Here is a 16323-nt window from a genome sequence, read left to right as displayed (position 1 = left end):
ATTAAGAGAATAAATATTACCATTGTAGCAGTATTCGTTGTGCTGAAAACCCTGGTCCAAAGCTTAACATCAGTCCTTTTTCTCCAGGCATTGGTTTTTTATCCATTATCCGCTCCAAAACATAAAGAACCGTTGCACTGCTCATGTTTCCATAAAGCCTTAGCACTTCCTTTGTATCGTTTATATTTTTACCGAGCTGCCCAAATAACTCTTCAACAGTTTGGATAATTTTTTTTCCTCCCGGATGGAAGATCAAATGATCAATGTCATTGATTTCAAATCCGTTTTTCTTTAAAAATGGATGGACGATATCCGGGAAATGACTGGCAATGGTTTCCGGAACGGCCACATCCAGTACCATTTGCAGTCCGGTATTGGTGAGTTTAAAGCCCATCATTTCCTCTGCGTCATAGAAGTGGTACATTTCTTCGGCTAAAATCTGTGGTCCAATATCTTCCTTAGCTGAGCTTAATAACACGCACGCAGCACCATCGCCAAATATGGCGGCACTCACAATGTTGGCCATCGAAAAATCGTTTAACTGAAAAGTTGCCGTTGGCGATTCTACCGCAATAACTGCTGCGCGCTTGCCTGGATTGGCTTTCAGAAAATTCTTGGCGTAAATGATACCTGATACACCAGCCGCACAACCCATTTCGGTTACGGGTAAACGAACAATATCCTGACGGAGTTTGAGCAGATTGATCAGATAGGCATCCAGGGAGGGAATCATGATGCCGGTGCAACTTACGGTAATGATGTAATCTAAATCCTGCGCCTGCCAACCGGCCTTTTCGAGTGCGGTTTCCAAACATTTGGCACCTAGTTTTATGCCCTCGCGCACATAAATATCATTTCGTTTCTCAAAGCTTAAATCGCTGAACACATCTTCGGGCGACATGATTGAGTATCTTTTATCTACCGCGGCACCTTCAAAAATCTTTTTCACCTTTCTGATAAAGCGATCGTCCTGGTCTTTTAGCCAAACATCTAAAAATGGCAAAATGTCCTCGGTTGACCGCCAATATTCTGGCAAGGCTTTACTTACTGTTTTTATGGTTACGCTCATGTTGTTTTAATTATCCACTGGTAGCGGAAAGCCCATTTCCATTTTATGGAACTCGATTTTAAGTTTAATTGTTTTGTATACTTAAGCAAATCTGCCCTTTTAAATCCACGTAAAATAGATATTAATCCATCTTCTCTCGACATATCGTTTAACCGGAAAACATAACAAAGCGCCTTAAACAGATAGTAGGCTATTGCACTTCGCTGCAGGTCGTTTATCACAATGCCCATTGTTGCCGATCTTTTAAAATTGTTTAACAGGGCTATAATTTCTTCATCTTTAAAATGATGGAGCGTTAAGGTGCAAAGCATAATGTCGCAAGGTTCAGTTTTACTTAAATCATCAAAGATGTCGCTGCAGGCGTAGGTGATGTTAGGGTAGTTGGTTGATAAACTTTGCGCATGGCTGATGGTAAATTTATTGGCATCTATACCCTTTAAAATAAAATGTAAACCTTTCTTTTTTGCGTAATCGGCCAAAGTGCGTAACATGTCTCCATTTCCACAGCCAATATCGGTAATACGGATTACCTGATCGGATGGTTTGCTGGCGATTAACATTTTAACTCCGGCCAGGGTAACTTGATTGCCGCCAAGAAGCTGGTTAATGCTCGCTATTTTGTCAAGTGCATCGCGTAATATTTCACCTTCCATGGCGAAATTGTCCATAATTTCTGGTGCTGTGCTTCTAAATCTGGTATCTACTGACATTTATGATGAAACTTTAATGGGCTTGCCATGTGTTTTTTTGATTATTGCAGGAAGTAGAAAAGGCATTTTAATCAATATATTTATCGCTAAACTTTCCAATTTAGAGTTCTTCAGGAGAGAGGCTAACATTCTTCCCATCTTTAAGCGGCTTTTAAATTCGCTGTTCCAGTGTGTGGTATAATTTTCTTCCAATGCCTCACGCGAACTGATTTTGCCTTCGATCCTTTGATGCAAAAGCGCTGAAACAATTTTGGCTGCGTGAATGGCCATGGCCATTCCGTTACCGCAAAGCGGATGGATTAAGCCCGCAGTATCGCCAATCATTAAAATGTGGTTATAAACAGGTTCTTTGCGCTCAAAAGAAACCTGACTAATGGTTAACGGGGCGTCGAATAAACAGTTTGCATTTTCGAAAATATCTTTTAAATACTTGTTTTTGTATAGCACGTTTTCCTGAAAAGCAATCAGGTTTTTATATTTTTTGAACCGCTCATAATCCGCGAGGTAGCAAATGTTCACACGATCGTCTTCAACTTTCGAAACACCACAATAACCGCCTTTAAAATTGTGCAGGCTAACCAGATGATCAGGAAAATCGGCTTGGTAATGTGCTTTAACGGCCAGATAAGGCGATTGCTTATCCATAAAACTCCGGTTTAACTTCACATCAATGGCTGATCGTTTGCCATATGCACCAATTACGTAAGCGGCAATAAATGTATGATTTGTAGTGATTACTTTAAATTGGTTATTGCTAAAATTTATTTGAACAACGCGATCATGAACGACATTAACGTTTCTCCTGATCAGTTCGGTATATAAATAATGATCGAATGTATATCTGCTCAAGCCAAAACCGCCCAGTGGCAATTTGGTCTGTATACTCTGACCAATATTTGAAGTAAAAAGCAGATCGCTGATAGAGGTTGGCCCAAGGCTTCCAACATCCAGACCTAACCATTTAAAATAGGGATTTACTTCGTTCGAAATATATTCCCCACACACCTTGTGATGAGGATAGGTATCTTTCTCGATCAATGTAACCTTTAAACCCATCTTATTCAGGTGGAGTGCCGCCGTTAAGCCTGCCAATCCACCACCTATAATCAAAATTTCGTTTTCGGCCTGCATAAAATAAGATGGAACACCAATATAACATTTAAAATTCGGGTTTGTTCCATTTGTGTGTTTTTAACGAAGAGGAAGTGGAGCGGAACCTGCTTGCGCTCGTTGCCAAACGAGTGCAGAAATAGCTTTACGATTACATCGTAGAATGATTTTTGCTTAACCACAGAGGTTATGGAGAGAAATAAAGCACACACAAAGCCGGGTTTATAATATTGTGGGCGACCAAATGTTGTCATCTGAGGGTTTTTGTTTGTCTCAGCAATAGTTTACGATTACATCGTTTAAAACGATGGGTTGTTCAACGCTCGTTAAAAACGAGCGTGAGCTTAAAGTGGAGCGGAAACAATGAGTGCACCGAGTTTGGTGTGCAATGTGCCAATGCGATCTCGTATATTATCAACTGATCATTTAATATGCTTTAAGATATTGCTACCTGACAGTTTCATATTTTGCCCCTGCTTGCGCTCGTTTCCAAACGAGTGCAGAAATAGCTTTACGATTACATCGTAGAATGATTTTTGGTTAACCACAGACGTTATTGAGAGAAACAAAGCACACACAAAGCTGGGTTTATAATGTTGTGTGCGATCAAATGTTGTCATCTGAGGTTTTTTTGTTTGTCTTAGAAATAGTTTACGATTACATCGTTTAAAACGATGGGTTATTCAACGCTCCTTAAAAACGAGCGTTAGCTTAAAGTAAAGCGGAAACAATGAGCGCACCGAGTTTGGTGTGCAATGTGCCAATGCGATCTCGTATATCATCAACTGATCATTTAATATGCTTTAAGATATTGCCGCCTGACAGTTTCATTTTTTGCTTTCCTGCTTGCGCTCGTTTCCAAACGAGTGCAGAAATAGCTTTACGATTACATCGTAGAATGATTTTTGCTTAACCACAGAGGTTATTGAGAGAAACACGAAGTACACACAAAGCTGGGTTTATAATATTGTGTGCGATCAAATGTTGTCATCTGAGGGTTTTTGTTTGTCTTAGAAATAGTTTACGATTACATCGTTTAAAACGATGGGTTATTCAACGCTCGTTAAAAACGAGCGTTAGCTTAAAGTGGAGCGGAAACAATGAGCGCACCGAGTTTGGTGTGCAATGTGCCAGTGCGATCTCGTATATTATCAACTGATCATTGAATATGCTTTAAGATATTGCTGTCTGACAGTTTCATTTTTTGCTTTTCTTTTTACGCTTGTTTCCGGACAGCTTTAGACATAATTTACGATTGCATCGTTAAGCAGCTTATGGTTTCTCAGATAAGGTTTAGCATTCGTGACCATCCTAATAAGGTTTAATTTAAGGATGTTACCTTATTAATCACATCTGGGTATGCTTTCAGGGGGTAAACATCTGGTAGGATTTAATGCCATCAGTATGTTATTTTAATCATAAAGGTTTTTCGCAAGGGCAATATCGGGCAAACATTTTTAAACGGTAAAGGTTCAGTTAAAGGGCGTTGCCTAAAGCAATGCCTTTCTTTTTTAAATAATCAGTAATTTTGAAAACACGACACTATGTTAGTTAATTATCTACGTCTTTTATTGCTCCCTTTCTCATTGGTTTATGCCATGGCCATTACACTTCGGAAAAAGCTTTACGATTGGGGAATGATGCGCAGCGTATCGTTCGATCTACCCATCATTTGCGTGGGTAACCTTGCTGTTGGTGGGTCAGGAAAAACGCCTACTACCGAATACTTGGTCAGGTTACTCGCAAAATATAAAGTAGCTATTTTAAGCCGGGGTTATGGACGTAAAACCAAAGGTTTTATCCTGGCCGACGATCAGGCTGATGCCGAAACGATTGGTGATGAACCTTTACAGTATTACCAGAAATTTAAGCAAGTTACTGTGGCGGTATGCGAGGACCGTGTAGCAGGGGTAAAGCGGTTGCAAAATAACCATGATATCATCATTTTGGATGATGCTTTCCAGCACCGCGCCATTAAGGCCGGATTGAATATTTTGCTTTTCGAATTCAGGAAACTCGGTACTTTACAGTTTTTGCTGCCTGCGGGTAATTTAAGGGATGTTTTCTCCTCGCGCAAAAGGGCCGATGTGCTTTTGGTAACCAAATCGCCCGTGCCTTTACTTCATGTAGCGCAACAGGCATCGGTAAACGAATTGCAACCAACCGTAGATCAGGCCGTATTACATTCTTACTTAAAATATGGCGATCTGATCCATTTATACCACAACGAAAGTAAAAGGCTTGAGGCAATTAAAGATTTCGAAATTTTTCTTCTCACCGGAATTGCAAACCCCGATCCATTAATTGAAGAACTTGAAAAATATGCTGAAAACATCAAGCACGAAAAATTTCCTGATCATTATGCATTTAAAACTGATGATCTTAAGAAATTTAAATCAGCTTTTATGGCCAGCGATAAAAAAGATAAAATCATTATCACAACAGAAAAGGATAGCAAACGTTTAAGAGCTACCGGATTTAAAGATTTACTGGTAGATTTACCCATATATTATTTACCTGTTGAGGTTGAATTATTTGAAGAAGATAAGAGTACCTTTGACGAACTCATTTTAAATTATGTTAAGAGCAATAGAAGAAACCGTTGAATACATAAAACGTAAAACAGAGAACTTTAAGCCAGAAATAGGTATTATTTTAGGTACCGGTTTGGGTGGCCTGGTAAAAGAAATTGAAATAGAACATCAACTGATGTATTCTAATATCCCTAATTTCCCTATTTCTACATTGGAGTTCCATAGCGGTAAACTCATTTTTGGGACATTAAACGGGAAAAAAATTATAGCTATGCAAGGGCGTTTGCATTATTACGAAGGTTATAGCATGCAACAGATTACTTTTCCCGTACGTGTAATGAAAGGTTTGGGTATCGAAAACCTGATCGTATCTAATGCTGCGGGTTCCTTAAACCCTGAATTTAAAAAGGGCGATCTGATGATTATCGACGATCATATCAATTTGCAGCCAGATAACCCATTACGTGGTTTAATAGAAAGCGAATTGGGTCCCCGTTTCCCGGATATGAGCCAGCCCTATAAACGTGATATTATAGCCAAAGCATTGCAAATAGCCAAGAGCGTAGATATTAAATGCCATAAAGGAGTATATGTTGCGGTTTCCGGTCCAAATTTAGAAACCAAGGCCGAGTACAGATACCTGCGTTTAATTGGTGCTGATGCAGTGGGTATGAGTACTGTGCCAGAAGTTATTGTGGCCAACCATGCTGGTTTGCCTGTTTTTGCCATTTCCGTATTAACTGACGAAGGTTTTCCGGAAGATCTGCAGCCTTTTGATTTAGATGAAATTTTAGCCGCGGCAGCCAATGCCGAGCCTAAGATGACTGAGATTTTAACCCGCTTAATTTCTGAATTATAAGATGCATAAAGCTGTTAAAATCTGTTTTTTTCTCCTGCTGCTTTTAGGCATGAACAAGGCTTTTGCGCAAGATTTGAAAACTAGTGTTGGTACCAATAAAGAACTCGATTCAGTGAGAAAAAAGCTGGATGGGGGTAAAGATTCTGTTGTTTTTACCGCGAAATACATCCGTTATACGAAGCTGTCCTTAACCAAAGATAGCATTGTGCTATTGCCGCTTGATACCTCAACCGTTAATATTCAAAATTATAGTCCGCTTTTACAGCCTACCCACCCAACCATAAACAATGGTAATATGGGGCTTTCGGCCAGACCTTTACTTTACGAACCCAGTAAGCGCATTGGTTTTGATGTGGGCTTTCATTCACTCGACTATTACGCTTTAACACCTGATGATATCATTTATTATCAGGCCAGAACGCCTTTTACCAGCCTGTATTTCGTGAGTGCAGGCCAAAAAGAACAGCTTTTTAGGGCTATTCATACGCAGAATATTAAAAAAAACTGGAACGTTGGGGTTAATTTTAACCGCGGCGATTCTAAAGGTTTTTATTCGAGGCAGCGTGGCGATAATCTGAATGTTGCCATATTTTCATGGTATCAATCGCCCAATAAGCGTTATAATATGTGGGCATCGGCAATTTTTAACACCATGCGGGCCTACGAGAATGGTTCTACAGTAGCTACAGGATTATTTGATCCTGATTATTCTAAAATTTCAAGAGAAGCAGAGCCTATAAATTTATCAGACGCCAGGAATTTGTACAGAAAAAATACCATTTTCCTGAAACAAACCTATTATGTAGGGAGAATAGATACCTCTGTAAATGTTAATAACGCGGTTTTACCTACCAATAAGGTTTCGTATACGTTTGAGTATAATAACGATAGTTATGATTTTTATAAAAACGGAACGGATGCAAATAATGTGCTGCCTCCCGGAATGGCAAGTACAACATATACCGATGATTCTACCCATGTAAAACATATCAAAAATGAATTTATCTATAGTTTCTTTTTAAGACCCAAAAATACTTCGGTTATTAAAAATGAATTAAAGGTTGATGCGGGGGTAAGGCACGATTATTATACACATGAATACCTGGGTTTAAAGCAAGATGGCACCAGTTATGAACAAAGCAGGTTTGGCTATCAAAACATTACCATTTTAGGCGCGGCAGGTTATCGGTTTTCTAATAATATAGATTTCAATTTAAATGTACAGCAAATTTTACAGGGCGAAAATGCCGGTGATTATTTGTACGAAGCAAAAAGTAAAATTCTTTTAGGTAAAACCATAGGCAGGATTGAACTGGGTGCCTACGCGCAGAACCAAACACCGGCAGCTATTTTTAATTATTACCATGGTAACCATTATCAGTGGACAAACAACGATTTTAAGAACACTAAAATTGCCAATTTATCTTTTAATTACATTAATGATAAATATGGTTTTACTGCGGGAGCCAAATATTACTTAACCAGCAATTATCTTTATTTTGCTGCAGATCTCACCAATAATACAACTGCTATCTTACCAAAACAGGCAACAACCGATATTAGCTTAATCAGGTTGGATGTATCTAAGAAAACCAGGTTTGGTAAATTTGTGATGGAAAATTACGTTGCATACCAGAAAACAGATAAAAATGCAGTATTAAGAACTCCGGATTTATATACTTACAACAGTATTTATTTTGATAATACTTTCTTTAAAGTATTAAAAGCTAATATAGGATTTGACGTAAGGTACAATTCTGAATACGCAAATTACTTATATTCACCAGCTACGGCACAGTTTTATATTAATGAGCGCAATCCAACAAAGCTGCAATCAAGGCCAATAGTTGATGCTTTTTTTAAAGCGAATTTGAAAAGAGCGAATATTTTTGTGAAGTATGATTTCATAAACCAAGGACTCTTCCAGCCAGGTTACTATACGGTAAACCGATATCCTATGCAAGACGCCTTACTGAAATTTGGCGTAAGCTGGAATTTCTACGATTAATAACATAATCAGTTATATAAAAAAACCTTCCCGGTTTTACACCGGGAAGGTTTTTGTTTTTCATAGGTATTGTATAAACTAGAATGAATAACCTACTGTAAAGCCTAACACACGGTTGGTTAATTTTGCATCAGAATTACCACGGCTATCTTTAGGGATTAAGTTCGAAAGTCCTAAACCGTAGTTAGCACCCACTAAAAAACCAGAGTTTGTACGGTAGGCTAAACCGAAGTTGGCACCAAACTCTGTACCGCTAAAATCTTTATCATTCGATGAACCAAATTTTAGATCGTTTTCGTCTGACCTATTGGCTACTGTAGATGTATTGGTGTTATTGTTTAAGGTAGTAACAGACGATTCTTGTTTAGTTTTACCTGAAATATTAAAACCAATGTATGGGCCAGCAGAAATCTGAACAGCACCGGCATTACCTGTAGGAATTCTAAATACTGCATTTACAGGAACTTCAATTGCCATCAGGTTAATTTTATTGGTAACTGCAGTAGTAATGGTATTGGCACCTACCGTAGCAGAACTGTTGGATTCAGATTTAGTACCTTTATTCTGCAGTGATACACCTGGTTGAATAAAGAAATTGTTTCCTACACCGAAATCAGCAAACGCTGTTACATTAAACCCAACATTGTCCTTTGCATTGTCGTTGAAAGATGTACTGCCGTCAGTACCGCTTGAGTGAAATCTTGCCAGGTTTACTCCGGCTTTTATTCCAAATCGCGCGTCACTACCTGTCATGGTGTTTTGAGCGAAAGCACCTGTTGCTAATAAAACGATTGAAGCACTTAATAATAACTTTTTCATGATATTTTTCTTTATAAAAATCTTGTTTAAATTTCAGGTATTACCCTGTTTGTTAATTGACAGTGCCAATCCAAAAGCTGTGCCAAAGTATCAAGTGTGTTACATTTTGAAGGCTAAACTATTGGTTATCAGTATAATTTTTATAAATATTTGGTAAGGTGATTATCTGATTGGGCATTGGTAGAAGAAGCTGTTTACTGTATACATAACAGGAATAGCGCAGAGATTGAACAATTTTAAACCCAATGGGAATAATGCCAGAATTTGAATTTAAGTTTTTTGAGGTTTCTTTTTGGCTGCTGGAAAAAGTACATTATTAAGGATTAAACGATATCCAGGTGAATTCGGATGCAGATTCAAATCAGTTGGTGGATCACCTACAGCGTGCTGATAATCTTCCGGATCGTGTCCGCCATAAAAGGTAAACTGCCCTTTCCCAATTTCACCGTGGAGATACCTGACTTCGGCTGCTCCCTTATTTTCGCCCAAAACGGTCACACTTGTTTTAACCAAACTTTTTTTAAAGGCTGTGGTTTGCCCCATAAAACCTTTAATCACCTTATCATGGTCTTGGGTAAGCATCGTTGGCACCAAATCCCACTTGGCCGAAAAATCGAATAAGGTAAAGTAATCGTTAGCCTGATTGAGTGTACGTGTTTGCGTAACGTCGATATCTGAAAATTCATAATTCATGGGATTGTTATCGAGTCTGAAATGCTGAAAAGCGAGTGCTTTGTTAAAATCAAGCTTCGACTGTGCATTGGGGTCGGCGGGATCCCCGTCAAACATCTGCGCGCAAATATCTACACCTTCGGCAGCCAGGGCAATGTCGAAACTATCGGTGCCAGAGCACATGGCAAACAAAAAACCACCTCCGGCACAGTATTCCTTAATGTGCTTGGCGACAGCCAGTTTCATTTCAGATACTTTTTTATAGCTCATTCGTTTCGCCAATGCTTCCTGGTTTTTAACATCTTCCTGGTACCAGGTGGCATACCTGAAATTAGCCCAAAAACGGCCATACTGTCCGGTAAAATCTTCATGGTGCAGGTGCAGCCAATCGTATTTGTTTAATTTATCCTGGAGGATATCATCATCGTAAATGACATCATATGGAATTTCTGCGTAGGTTAAAACAAGCGTAACCGCATCATCCCATGGCAATTTGCTTTTTGGAGAATAAACGGCAATTTTGGGTGTCTTCTCCAGTTTAACCATTTCCATATTCACAGCAGGATCGCTGATTTCGTTTAAAAGACTGGTCACCTTTCCGTCGGCCATTACTTCATAAGATACACCGCGGATTTTAAGTTCATCTTCAACTATTTTATTGTATTTAATTAAAAAGCTGCCGCCGCGATAATTTAAAAGCCAGTCAACCTCCAATTGTTTGCTGATGGTCCAATAGGCAATACCATATGCTTTAAGATGGTTTTTTTGATCTTCATCCATATAAATTAATAGCGAAGAAGCCCTAAGCCCAAGAGAGCAAAGCAGACAGATGAGCAGGATATAATATTTCTTTATCAAATTGGTATGCTTAAAACACTAAAATACCGTATTTAAACTGGATAGAAAAATTTAATGATGTTATAAGTTATACAATTTTGCTATTTTTGCCCTCTACTTAAAAAAAGATAAAAAATTTTTTAAGCAAATAAAATTTAAAATTAGTACCGACATTGATATGAGTAAAGCAATAATAAAAACAGAAAAAGGTAATATGACCGTAGAATTCTACGAGAATGATGCGCCGAAAGCCGTTGCAAACTTTAAAAAATTAGCTAAAGAAGGCTTTTATGATGGTGTAACTTTTCACCGTGTAATTCCTAACTTTATGGTTCAGGGCGGATGTCCAAATTCAAAGGATCCGGCTAAAGCACATTTAGCCGGTACTGGTGGTCCAGGTTATAAAATTGATTGCGAATTAGACGGTGAAAACCAATATCACGATCGTGGTGTGCTATCTATGGCCCATGCTGGCCGTAATACCGGTGGTTCACAGTTTTTTATCTGTCATAGCAGAGCAAATACCGCTCATTTAGATCGCAACCATACTTGCTTTGGTAAAGTTATCGAGAATGTAGATCTTGTTGATGATATTCGTCAGGGTGACAAGATTGTAAATATTGAAGTTTTAGAAGATTAGTACGCAATGCGTTTGGCCATAAGCGTTTAAGGCGCTAATCGCTCAGATTTAGTTTTAAAACATTAGAAATACATTATGCGTTTGGCGGTAGGCGATTTATTACATTAACCCCAACCGCTAATCGCTAAACACACATCATATGAACTTAAGAGGAATAGTTGCCGTATCTGGCAGACCGGGTTTATTTAAACTGGTAGGACAAAATAAGGTGGGTTACATTTTGGAAAGCTTAGATGCACAAAAAACTAAAATTGTAGCTAACATCACCAACACAAAATTAGCTTCGTTAGAAGATATTACGGTATATGGTGAAGATGAAGAAATTAAACTGGCTGATATTTTTGCCAAAATTGCGGCTAAAGGAAGTACTCCGGATCCTAAAGGCGATTTACGTCCTTTCTTTTTAGAAGTTGCTCCAGGTCACGATCAGGAAAAAGTTTATGCTTCAGATATGAAAAAAATCATTAACTGGTATAACTTGCTTAAAGATCTTCCTTTGTTTACGGAAGAAGCACCTGAAACACCGGCAACAACTGCAGAAGCTAAATTAGCTGAAGAGAAAACGGCTGATAAAAAAGTAAAAGCTACAGGCGCTAAGGCCGCAGCCAGTGCAAAAGCAACCACTAAAACTTCCGCTCCGGCTAAAAAGGCTAATATGACCAGTAAAAAAGGCGTTTAAGCTTTAATAATGGAAATATAAAAAAACACCGGGCAGCTTGTCTGGTGTTTTTTTTTGCGCTTAACCAAAATACCAGATCAATCCGCCGATAATCAATGAAATGATAATGCTGATCCATAAGTATTTGTTGGTGCCACCCTGGCGGCTCTTGTACCTGTATTCCCGTTTATATTTATCTAGTAACATCGTGTCTTTTTATTTAATGATGATTATTATTTTCTTTTTCCATATCTAAATGCCTTACGACTAACCTCGTCCATTTTCCGACAATCATCTTCCGTTTTCCATACCACCTCAAAATAGCCCATCTTACGTCAAACATTTTCCAGCACTAAGCATGATGATAAGGTTCCCCCTTCAAGATACTAAATCCGCGGTAAAGCTGCTCCACGAAAAACAGCCTGATCATCTGGTGCGAAAAAGTCATATCTGATAACGAAATTAAGCCATTTGCCCGTTTGTAAATACTTTCGTCAAATCCGTAAGGCCCCCCGATAATAAATATTAAATGTTGAACACTGCCGATCATCTGTTTGTTTAAATAATTGGAAAACTCAACCGAGGAGTACTTTTTTCCTTTCTCGTCCAGCAAAATCACCATATCGCCGTTATAAATCTGCTTATGTAGGAGTTCTGCCTCTTTTGCTTTTTGTTGCGCTTCACTCAGGTTCTTAACATTTTTTACATCAGGTATGGCTAAAAAATTAAAATTAATATAGTGCTTAAGGCGGTTGATGTATTTATCAATTCCCTCAATTAAATATTTATCTTCGGTTTTGCCAATGGCGATCAGGGTAATCTTCATTTAATATTTTGCCTATCTTTAGGATTTCGAAATCCAAACTTAGAGAAAATTGTAACAAAAAAGACAATCTATCGATCTGATAGCTTCGGAAATATATAGTATAAAACCATGCAGAAACAACAAGAAGCCATAATAGCCGGTTACCTGAAGAAAATAAATGAGGTTATTGCCGATATAGATGGGGCAAAAAAACAAATCGATCAGCTTTCTCTCCTTCGCATAGGCTTGTTTCTGTCCGAGATTTTATTTTTTGTGTTGCTGCTGCGTTCGGCAGATGACAGCTTGAGGACATTAATCCAATTTTTTTTAATACTGCCGGTAATTGCCTTCGGGATCGTGGTGCGCAGACAAAGCCGGCTGGATCGTAAAATCGACTATAAAAAGCAACTGTTATGGGTTTACCAGAACGAATGGAATATTTTACATGGTATCGCTAATGGATACGATCATGGTAAAGCTTTCGAATCTGAACAACATCCTTATACTTCCGATCTGGATATTTTTGGCGCCTCCTCACTATTTGCACTCACCAACCGTTGCAGTACCAAAACAGGCAATATGCTGCTGGCTAAGAATTTTGCAGAAAAATCGAGCAGGGATAGGATTTTGCTCCGGCAGGAAGCCATAAAAGAAATAACGCACAAGATAGCAGAAACCTATAGTTTTAGGGCGAACCTTCATGGCTACGATCCTGATAAGATAGAACAGATCAAAATGCAGTTAAAGAGCCAACTGGGTGAACAGTTGAGCTTTGTTCAAGGATCTTTTATGCGGTTTTATGTAAAACTGGTACCCTATATTGGTGTTGCCGTAATGCTGGCTGCACTTTTGGTGAATAGTGGTTTCTGGAAAATATTGGCGCTTTTAGTGGTGGTCCATATCGGGTGGAACGTATTGCTGGGCCAAAAAATCAACAAAGTATTTTATAGCTTCGGTGGAAGTTCGAACCTGCTAAACGGCTATGCAAGCGCTATCTTATGGGCAGAGAATCAAAATTGGAAAAGCAGCTATACAAAAAGTTTACTTGATTCAAAAAATCTTGTAAGTAAGGAAATTAAAGCGCTAACGAAGATTATCGAGAATTTTGATGCCAGGCTAAATATCATTGTAGGAGGCGTACTCAATGCCCTTTTGCTTTGGGATTTAAAATGTTGTATCAATTTAGACATTTGGTACAAATCATCGTCAAAAGATGTAATTGTTGCGCTTGATCATCTGGGCGATTTTGAAGAACTGATATCGTTGGCCACTACAGCTTATAACCAGCCGGATTGGGTATTCCCGGTCATTACCGATCAATTTGAATTCGCCGCTATCCATATCGGGCATCCGCTTATTCATGAGCAGGTAAGGGTAAATAACGATTTCCGAGTGGAGGTAAAACCAACTGTTGATATTGTAACAGGCTCTAACATGGCAGGTAAAAGTACTTTTCTGCGCACTTTGGGGATTAATATGGTATTGGCTTATGCAGGTGCGCCTGTTTGTGCACGGAATATGCAATTATCGGTTTTTTCGATCAATACCTATATGCGGATTAAAGATTCGCTAAATGAAAGTACTTCTACTTTTAAGGCAGAACTCAACCGCTTGAAGATGATTCTGGATCATGTAGTGAAGGATAAAGATACTTTTGTATTGATTGATGAAATGCTTCGGGGTACCAACAGCCGCGATAAATATTTAGGATCAAAAGTTTTTATCCAAAAGCTGATTGCAGAAAAAACACCTGCTCTTTTTGCAACCCACGACCTGCAACTAGCTGATCTGATTACCGGTCATCCTGAAGCAGTCCGCAATTTTCATTTCGATATTCAGATTACAGGGGGTGAAATGAGATTTGATTATCTGGTAAAAAATGGTCCGTGCAAAACTTTTAATGCTGCCATATTACTTCAGGAAATCGGCTTAAAGCTGGATTATTAAGTGGCGCCAGATGGTAACATCCGTCACTTCAACACATAGCAAAGAAATATTTGTACCCATCAGGTGGTCTACAGTTGTTCGGAATATTAATATCACTTTCAATTGATGAATTCCTGATTACTGACGGCCTACATTTATCATTAACGAGGATTCATCCGTTAAAGAATGAAGAAAGCGATGCTGGATGAATTTAAAATAGGCTGATAGATAATCGTATCATTATTGCGTTTTTTATAAATGGCCAATCTTTAAATTAAATTCATGGTTTAATGATTTGTTAATATTAAACTCGCAATTTGGCAAGTAATAGATAATAATGGTTAAAGCAAGCGATTTCGGTTCTGATTTTTTGTGGGGGGTAGCTACTGCTGCGGCGCAGATAGAAGGAACAGCAACCCAGTACGGTAAAGGCCCTTCTATCTGGGATACCTTTACCGCAAAAAACGGCAAAATAAAGAAGAACCATAAATTAGATCCTGCCTGCGATTTTTATCATCGTTATACCGAAGATGTAGCGCTCGTTAAACACTTGGGGTTTAAGATTTTTAGGTTTTCTATTGCCTGGTCGAGGATTTTACCCGGTGGAAGGGGAGAAGTAAATCAGGAAGGTATCCGTTTTTACCATAATCTTATTGACGAATGTTTGATGCAGGGAATTATACCTTATGTTACACTTTATCATTGGGATTTACCACAGGCCCTGGAAGATGAGGGCGGTTGGACGAGTTTTAGTATTAATGCTGCCTTTAATGCCTTTGTAAGTATCTGTGCATTGGAATATGGTGATAAAGTAAAAAACTGGATTGTACTGAATGAGCCTTTCGGTTATACTTCCTTGGGTTATATGCTTGGGGTACATGCACCGGGAAAAACAGGGTTAAGCAATTTTTTTCCGGCAGTTTTGCATACGGCTTTAGCACAGGCCGATGGCGGTAAAATTTTACGTGCGGAGGTGGCCAATGCTTACATCGGGACTACCTATTCCTGCTCTGAAATACTTCCTTATACCGGAAGCGATAATGATATACTGGCTGCAAAGCGGATAGATTGTTTAATGAACCGTTTGTTTGTAGAGCCTACGTTGGGCATGGGCTTTCCTACAGCAGATTGGGATGTGCTGGAAAAATTCCAGATCGAATATGGTACCTGGCGATTGCAGGAAAGGATGAAATTCGACTTTGATTTTATTGGTCTTCAAAACTATTTTCCGTTAACGGTAAAATACAATGCTTTTATTCCGGTAATCCAGGCCTGGGAAGTTAAAGCCAAAAGCAGAAAAAAACCGCATACAGCCATGGGTTGGGAAATAAATGCCGACAGCTTTTACAATATTGTAAAACAGTTTGCAGCCTATCCAGCCATCAAAAATATTATCATCACCGAAAACGGTGCAGCCTATCACGATAAATTGATCGGTAAAAGTGTAGCTGATCCCGAACGGATCGAATATTTTAAACTTTACCTTGAAGCACTGCTCAAACTCAAAAATGATGGGGTTAAGGTTACAGGTTACATGGCTTGGACATTAATGGATAATTTTGAATGGGCAGAGGGCTTTACAGCGCGGTTCGGGTTGATTTATAACGACTTTAAAACCCAGGAACGTATCATTAAAGATTCGGGTTACTGGTGGAAAGAATTTCTGGAAAATTAGT

14 protein-coding genes are annotated in these 16323 nt (G+C 38.7%); 7 read left to right on the top strand and 7 right to left on the bottom strand.

What is annotated here, in order from left to right; all coding sequences use genetic code 11:
- Nucleotides 1-16: 16 nt before the first annotated feature.
- The 3 genes from ACK1I8_RS14640 to ACK1I8_RS14630 are packed head-to-tail and all read right to left on the bottom strand — an operon-like array spanning nt 17 to nt 2910.
- A complete protein-coding gene (locus tag ACK1I8_RS14640) occupies nt 17-1069 on the bottom strand; it encodes a type III polyketide synthase (RefSeq protein ID WP_412466099.1) in 1053 nt (350 codons plus the stop codon).
- On the bottom strand, nt 1066-1779 hold the full coding sequence (locus ACK1I8_RS14635; RefSeq protein ID WP_412466098.1) for a methyltransferase domain-containing protein: 714 nt from the start codon (nt 1777-1779) through the stop codon (nt 1066-1068). Before ACK1I8_RS14635 ends, ACK1I8_RS14640 begins: the two co-directional genes overlap by 4 nt.
- Nucleotides 1780-2910, bottom strand: coding sequence for an NAD(P)/FAD-dependent oxidoreductase (locus ACK1I8_RS14630; RefSeq protein WP_412466097.1), 1131 nt, complete (start codon nt 2908-2910; stop codon nt 1780-1782).
- 1523 nt (nt 2911-4433) lie between these two features.
- Between ACK1I8_RS14630 and lpxK the strand changes: the two genes are divergently transcribed.
- Genes lpxK through ACK1I8_RS14615 form a run of 3 tightly spaced genes read left to right on the top strand, consistent with a single transcriptional unit; the run spans nt 4434 to nt 8290 of the window.
- Entirely contained in the window at nt 4434-5495 is a 1062-nt protein-coding gene (gene lpxK / locus ACK1I8_RS14625) for a tetraacyldisaccharide 4'-kinase (protein WP_412466096.1), read from the top strand.
- On the top strand, nt 5467-6282 hold the full coding sequence (locus ACK1I8_RS14620) for a purine-nucleoside phosphorylase (RefSeq protein ID WP_412466095.1): 816 nt from the start codon (nt 5467-5469) through the stop codon (nt 6280-6282). The genes lpxK and ACK1I8_RS14620 overlap by 29 nt, the downstream gene beginning before the upstream one ends.
- A gap of 1 nt (nt 6283) precedes the next feature.
- Complete coding sequence (locus ACK1I8_RS14615) at nt 6284-8290, top strand: putative porin (protein ID WP_412466094.1); 2007 nt, start codon at nt 6284-6286, stop codon at nt 8288-8290.
- A gap of 78 nt (nt 8291-8368) precedes the next feature.
- On the opposite strand, the gene ACK1I8_RS14610 is transcribed toward ACK1I8_RS14615, so the two are convergent.
- Together ACK1I8_RS14610 and ACK1I8_RS14605 are read right to left on the bottom strand one after the other, a co-directional pair.
- Nucleotides 8369-9109, bottom strand: coding sequence for a porin family protein (locus ACK1I8_RS14610; protein ID WP_412466093.1), 741 nt, complete (start codon nt 9107-9109; stop codon nt 8369-8371).
- Between the two features lie 270 nt (nt 9110-9379).
- Entirely contained in the window at nt 9380-10561 is a 1182-nt protein-coding gene (locus tag ACK1I8_RS14605) for an asparagine synthetase B (RefSeq protein ID WP_412466092.1), read from the bottom strand.
- Nucleotides 10562-10796: 235 nt separating this feature from the next.
- Between ACK1I8_RS14605 and ACK1I8_RS14600 the strand changes: the two genes are divergently transcribed.
- Together ACK1I8_RS14600 and ACK1I8_RS14595 are read left to right on the top strand one after the other, a co-directional pair.
- Nucleotides 10797-11258: a peptidylprolyl isomerase gene (locus tag ACK1I8_RS14600; protein WP_205058801.1), complete on the top strand. Its 462-nt coding sequence runs from the start codon at nt 10797-10799 to the stop codon at nt 11256-11258.
- Between the two features lie 139 nt (nt 11259-11397).
- Nucleotides 11398-11937, top strand: coding sequence for a DUF5606 domain-containing protein (locus ACK1I8_RS14595; protein WP_412466091.1), 540 nt, complete (start codon nt 11398-11400; stop codon nt 11935-11937).
- A gap of 60 nt (nt 11938-11997) precedes the next feature.
- Here the strand turns inward: ACK1I8_RS14595 and ACK1I8_RS14590 are convergent, their stop codons facing one another.
- Nucleotides 11998-12123: a hypothetical protein gene (locus ACK1I8_RS14590; RefSeq protein WP_412466090.1), complete on the bottom strand. Its 126-nt coding sequence runs from the start codon at nt 12121-12123 to the stop codon at nt 11998-12000.
- 145 nt (nt 12124-12268) lie between these two features.
- Nucleotides 12269-12742: a 23S rRNA (pseudouridine(1915)-N(3))-methyltransferase RlmH gene (rlmH, locus tag ACK1I8_RS14585; protein WP_412466089.1), complete on the bottom strand. Its 474-nt coding sequence runs from the start codon at nt 12740-12742 to the stop codon at nt 12269-12271.
- 108 nt (nt 12743-12850) lie between these two features.
- Here rlmH and ACK1I8_RS14580 point away from each other — a divergent pair, with 108 nt between their 5' ends.
- Nucleotides 12851-14668: a MutS-related protein gene (locus tag ACK1I8_RS14580; RefSeq protein ID WP_412466088.1), complete on the top strand. Its 1818-nt coding sequence runs from the start codon at nt 12851-12853 to the stop codon at nt 14666-14668.
- 316 nt (nt 14669-14984) lie between these two features.
- Nucleotides 14985-16322, top strand: coding sequence for a GH1 family beta-glucosidase (locus tag ACK1I8_RS14575; RefSeq protein WP_412466087.1), 1338 nt, complete (start codon nt 14985-14987; stop codon nt 16320-16322).
- Nucleotide 16323 lies beyond the last annotated feature (1 nt).

It is taken from the genome of Pedobacter sp. KLB.chiD, assembly GCF_047040275.1.
GTDB lineage: Bacteria > Bacteroidota > Bacteroidia > Sphingobacteriales > Sphingobacteriaceae > Pedobacter.
This window is presented reverse-complemented; position numbering and strand designations above follow the sequence as displayed.

Excerpts from the sequence above, each read along its gene's own strand:
- ACK1I8_RS14605 (WP_412466092.1), bottom strand. The coding sequence starts at position 10,561 with ATGGATGAAGATCAAAAAAACCATCTTAAAGCATATGGTATTGCCTAT.
- ACK1I8_RS14630 (WP_412466097.1), bottom strand. The coding sequence starts at position 2,910 with ATGCAGGCCGAAAACGAAATTTTGATTATAGGTGGTGGATTGGCAGGC.
- lpxK (WP_412466096.1), top strand. The coding sequence starts at position 4,434 with ATGTTAGTTAATTATCTACGTCTTTTATTGCTCCCTTTCTCATTGGTT.
- ACK1I8_RS14640 (WP_412466099.1), bottom strand. The coding sequence starts at position 1,069 with ATGAGCGTAACCATAAAAACAGTAAGTAAAGCCTTGCCAGAATATTGG.
- rlmH (WP_412466089.1), bottom strand. The coding sequence starts at position 12,742 with ATGAAGATTACCCTGATCGCCATTGGCAAAACCGAAGATAAATATTTA.
- ACK1I8_RS14620 (WP_412466095.1), top strand. The coding sequence starts at position 5,467 with ATGTTAAGAGCAATAGAAGAAACCGTTGAATACATAAAACGTAAAACA.
- ACK1I8_RS14575 (WP_412466087.1), top strand. The coding sequence starts at position 14,985 with ATGGTTAAAGCAAGCGATTTCGGTTCTGATTTTTTGTGGGGGGTAGCT.
- ACK1I8_RS14635 (WP_412466098.1), bottom strand. The coding sequence starts at position 1,779 with ATGTCAGTAGATACCAGATTTAGAAGCACAGCACCAGAAATTATGGAC.
- ACK1I8_RS14610 (WP_412466093.1), bottom strand. The coding sequence starts at position 9,109 with ATGAAAAAGTTATTATTAAGTGCTTCAATCGTTTTATTAGCAACAGGT.
- ACK1I8_RS14590 (WP_412466090.1), bottom strand. The coding sequence starts at position 12,123 with ATGTTACTAGATAAATATAAACGGGAATACAGGTACAAGAGCCGCCAG.
- ACK1I8_RS14595 (WP_412466091.1), top strand. The coding sequence starts at position 11,398 with ATGAACTTAAGAGGAATAGTTGCCGTATCTGGCAGACCGGGTTTATTT.
- ACK1I8_RS14580 (WP_412466088.1), top strand. The coding sequence starts at position 12,851 with ATGCAGAAACAACAAGAAGCCATAATAGCCGGTTACCTGAAGAAAATA.
- ACK1I8_RS14600 (WP_205058801.1), top strand. The coding sequence starts at position 10,797 with ATGAGTAAAGCAATAATAAAAACAGAAAAAGGTAATATGACCGTAGAA.
- ACK1I8_RS14615 (WP_412466094.1), top strand. The coding sequence starts at position 6,284 with ATGCATAAAGCTGTTAAAATCTGTTTTTTTCTCCTGCTGCTTTTAGGC.